This window comes from Kineococcus gurbantunggutensis, assembly GCF_050871925.1.
Classification (GTDB): Bacteria; Actinomycetota; Actinomycetes; order Actinomycetales; family Kineococcaceae; genus Kineococcus.
Genome location: NZ_JBJLSG010000284.1, coordinates 1 through 3051 on the forward strand (window position 1 = coordinate 1; position 3051 = coordinate 3051).

The 3051-nt window shown below is 74.8% G+C and carries 2 protein-coding genes and 1 pseudogene; all 3 read right to left on the minus strand.

Annotated features, from left to right (window positions below; all coding sequences use genetic code 11):
- A pseudogene (locus ACRYR7_RS24995) lies at positions 1 to 373 on the minus strand (GTP-binding protein LepA); the annotation flags it as partial.
- A gap of 374 nt (positions 374 to 747) precedes the next feature.
- The gene (locus tag ACRYR7_RS25000) at positions 748 to 1071 is read right to left on the minus strand and encodes a WhiB family transcriptional regulator (RefSeq protein ID WP_432575063.1); all 324 of its coding nucleotides are present in this window, start codon (positions 1069 to 1071) and stop codon (positions 748 to 750) included.
- Positions 1072 to 1347: 276 nt separating this feature from the next.
- Positions 1348 to 2415, minus strand: coding sequence for a hypothetical protein (locus tag ACRYR7_RS25005; protein ID WP_432575065.1), 1068 nt, complete (start codon positions 2413 to 2415; stop codon positions 1348 to 1350).
- Between the last annotated feature and the right edge of the window lie 636 nt (positions 2416 to 3051).

Consider the following 3051-nt stretch of genomic DNA (forward strand, 5'->3'; position numbering starts at 1 on the left):
CCAGCGCGCCCAGCACCCTCACCCGCGGGGCGACGTCGCCGGTGTTGGCCTCGGTGGGCGGCATCCCCAGGCGCTGGGAGAGGGTGTCCAGCACGACGCCGTGGTGCTCCTCCTGCGGGCCCCACACGTCCTGCACGAACCGCTTGTCGGTCTCCCCGACGCCGGGCAGCAGCACCGCGAGCTCGAGGACGTTGCGCTCGACCTCCATCTCCACGCGGGCCATGTACTCCAGCACGCCGGCGAACCGCTCGCGCACCGCGCGCGGGTCGTTGACGGTGTAGTCGACGGAGCCGAGGTCGATGGGCGGGTGCTTGTCGGCCAGGCGCTCGACGTGCTCGCGGATCTTGGTGGCCTCGGCGTGGGGTGCCGACACGGTGCTCCTCGGGTAGCCGGTGACTACCGTGCTCATCGGCTGGCGCGCGGTGGGCTTGAGCACTCGATGGCCCTGGGGACCAGAGCGCCACCCGCACCAGCTGCCCGGCCTCGACGAGGACACGCCCGCCGTCCAGCCAAGGTGAAGCACCCCGGCACCCCGGCACCCCGGCACCCCAGCACCCCGGCACCCCAGCACCCCAGCACCCCGGCACCCCAGCACCCCAGCACCCCGGCACCCCAGCACCCCGGCACCCCGGCACCGCGGCACCGCGGATGCGAAACAGCCGGACCAGACCGGCCGCCACCGACGCGCACCGACGCGCACCGGCCCGCACCGGCCCGCACCGGCGACCGATCAGGCCCCCAGCGGCCTCAGCCGGCGCGACGCCACTTACGAGCGCTCCGGTCCCCGCTCTGCTGCTGGCGCGCGCTGCGCATCTGCTCGCGCTGCTCCTCGCTCAGCCCACCCCACACCCCGTACGCCTCGGGGTGCTGCAGGACGTGCGCGCGGCACCGGCGCAGCACCGGGCACCGGGCGCACACCGCCAGCGCGGCAGCATCACGCCGGCGCCGGGCGGCACCGCGCTCCAGCTCGGGGTGGAAGAACAGCTCCGCATCGGCCTGACGGCACGCACCGAGCAGCTGCCACTCCCAGACACCGGCGGCAGGACGCAGCCCCGACACGCTGTGGTTCATGCTCTCCCCCGCTGGACGACGACCCGGACTTCCGGCCCGCACCTTCTCCCAACACAGCGCAACCAGTCAACTACCCAAGGCTACTGATCGTGCCGTTCCCCACCCCGACCTCGACCCCGGACCTCCTCGCAGCGGCGACGACGGCAGCGCCGCTGACGGCGGCGACGACGACGAGGGCGACGACGAGAGCGGGGGCGTGACAGCTCAGCCAGTGGGGCCGCAGCAGCCCTCCTCGGCGGGGCACGAGGACGCCGCGAGCCGTCCACGCGCGCGGACCTACCCGAGGGCGGGTTCGCGCGGGAGCGGCCCGGCCGAGGCGATCGACTCGACGGGCGCGGCCGGCTCAAGGACGGGGCCGGGGCCGGGGCCGGCGACGGACTCGACCGGAGCGCTTCGGGCAGCCGCCGCGAGCCGCTCGTCGGCGGCGCTGACGAACCCGTCGCCGACCCCGGGCAGGACCTTGCGCGCGAACGCGGCCCCGGTGGCCAGCACCTGCGCGAGGTCACCCTCGCCCAGGACCCGTGCGTGCCCGTCCTGCTCGCCGAAGAACGCCACCGTCGTCACGCCCGCACGCACCCGCACGTCCGCCGCGGCGCCGAGCACGCTGTGCGCGAAGGACTCATCCGGCAGCAGCGTGGAGGCGAAGAACCTCGCACCAGCGCTGCCGTGGACGCCGGCGCGCAGCAGCGCGGCCACGCCGCGGTGCGAGAGGGTCATCCACAGCGAGCCCTTGCGGTAGGGCACCGGCGGGCGCCGGCGCCGCCAGCGCGGGTGGGCGAGCATCCACGTGCGCTCGCCCGCGTGGTGCGCGCGCGGCAACCACGGCACGCGGTGCACGATCCGGTTGCCGACGTGCGCCAGGGCCGCCAGCAGCGGCACCGGCACCCAGCGCGCCGCCGGCAGCGCGTGCCAGCACACCGCGTGGCGCCCCTCGTGGCACCCCTGCTCGGGGTGCAGCAGCGCATCGGCTCCCGAGCCGCGCACCGAGCGCTCCCACGCAACCAGGTCGCGCACGGGGTAGTCCTGTCCGGAGAGCACCACCGTGTACGAGGGCTGCCAGCGGCCCTCGGCGTCGGCCAGGGCCTCCAGCACCGCCGCCACCGTCGACCACGTGCCCCAGCGGATGCCGATCTCGCTGCGCAGCACCTCGGCGCCCGCACCCGCTGCGGCCTCCTCTGCCAGGAACTGCTCGCCGCGCGAGTGCCGCAGCAGCACGTGCGCGCCCGGGGACAGCTCGCGGATGCGCCGGGCCGTGCGCAGCACGGCGTCCTCGTCGACGTGGCACAGCAGCACGTACGCGAAACGCTCGTCCCGCGCCCGGGGGAGGTCCTGCTCTGCCGTCATGGGGACCCCTTTCGAGCGTGACGCCCGGGCTCGAGCGTGATCCTGCGGCCCGGACCCTGCCGCAGCGCGGTGCGCCCGACAACGGCGCTGTCGCGGTGGAGTCGGTGTCCGCCGGGTTCTCGGCGGTTGCCTGACACGCCCGCGGCGCACCCTTGCCGCGGGTCGATCCGTGCGATAGGGAGCCTCTTCAATCCTGTCGCCGAGCGGGGGTCGTGGGCGGAGCAAGCGAATCCCTTGCCGGGGCGGGAGTCGACGAGGAGCCGTCGAGATCGCCGGCACCACGGGTTTCGCGCGCTGCCCTGCCCGTCCGGGTCGCCCTGGGGGCGCCACCCGCCGAGCGAAGCTGGCCCCACTGCACTTCCAGCACTGCACTCGCCCCACTGCACTTCCAGCACTGCACTCGCGCTGCTGCAGCGGCGCTCGTGGTGGATGATGCTGGAGCGCCGCTCGCTCGGACCGCGCGGCTGGACCCCTCGCCCGCCACCCTTACCCGCCACGCACACCGGTTTGTGCAGCACACCTGGGAGAACGTTGATCACTTCACCGCGGCGCAGGCTGATCGGCGCCTGGGGGCCCCTGTTGTGGAGCAGCACGGTGCTGGTGCTGTGGGACGTGCTGGTGACGGTGGTGTACTTC